The organism is Bartonella sp. AA126HLJHH, assembly GCF_042197425.1.
GTDB lineage: Bacteria > Pseudomonadota > Alphaproteobacteria > Rhizobiales > Rhizobiaceae > Bartonella.
Genome location: NZ_JBHIRU010000092.1, coordinates 1 through 1,164 on the forward strand (window position 1 = coordinate 1; position 1,164 = coordinate 1,164).

At 36.1% G+C, this 1,164-nt stretch carries 1 protein-coding gene and 1 pseudogene; one reads left to right on the plus strand and one right to left on the minus strand.

Translation table 11 applies throughout. The annotated features are described in order from the left end of the window. Positions 1-96: pseudogene (locus ACFIQC_RS09875) on the plus strand (DNA-binding protein); the annotation flags it as partial. A 190-nt stretch (positions 97-286) separates the two neighbouring features. Here the strand turns inward: ACFIQC_RS09875 and ACFIQC_RS09880 are convergent. Then, the coding region (locus ACFIQC_RS09880) for a tyrosine-type recombinase/integrase (protein WP_375626204.1) at positions 287-1,164 on the minus strand (878 nt) is incomplete at its 5' end.

Consider the following 1,164-nt stretch of genomic DNA (forward strand, 5'->3'; position numbering starts at 1 on the left):
GAGCCATATAAGCTAGGGAGAGCAGTGAGATGGAGAAAAAAAGAGATCTTAGCCTTCACTCCAAAGAAAAATAAGGAACAAATAGGAGTAAATTAGATAAAGTTGTATAAACCGTAAAGGGTGGTCTAAAAACAGCTCTTTAAAGAAAAAAAATATATATATTTCAATACATTAAAGATAAAATTTGGTGCCCAAAAGAGATTCAATAATTTTAAATAAAATAAATGAGTTATTGCGATATGGGGGAAATTCATCATTATTGATTCCATTAATGTTTTTTATAGCACTATCCCTCATTTTTTTGGAGCTTTTTTATCGCTTCTATAGCTAGCCTTTTGCGATCTGCGCTTTTTGTATAAAGAGATGCCATGTTGTCGTCGGTCCATCCAAAAATTGCCTTGAGTTGTGATACTGTTGCACCAGAGTTAGCGGCGCGTGTTGCTGCTAATTTTCTTAAGCCATGTGCTGATTTTTTGATGCCCGCCGCATTACACGCTTCACGAAATAAGTTTCCAAAACTTTCTTTTACGAGTTTATTTCCGTTTTTTCCGCAAATGAATGTTTCATTTCCAATAGGACCAATTTTTAGAGTTTCTGCTAATTCAGGCAAAATGGGTAGAAAAACATCTGTTTGGAATTTACTTTTCTCTGTCTTGAGATGAATGATATTATCTTTGACATCTTTCCAACCAATTCGTACCGCATCACCACGACGCAAACCCGTGTAAAGAAGAACATCAATCCAGACGCGTTCATGTGAACCATGTGACCAATGGTGATAATATTTTTCAACATCTTCTTCTGTCCAAACAGCAAATCCATCTTTGTTGTTGAGAGGAGGTCTTTTTATTCCTAAAGCTGGGTTATTCTCCAGAAGTTCTTGATCGATCGCCCAATTAAAAAGTCCATTAAGTGCTTTTAGAAAATTTTGGGCAGCTGTTGGTTTTTCTTTGCGGCGTTCAACACCCGCTGTAATATGTGATTTCTTTATTTCTCTGTATGGAATGTTTCCTATAGCATCACATACCTTCATAAGGATAAGTTCTCTTTGTCTTTTCGTAGCTTTAGCAAGGCTATGCCAATGAACGCTGTTAAAGTATTGTTTAAGCAGCCATGCAAATGAACCTTCAACAAGTTTACCGGTTTTGGATTTAGGAAGTATAA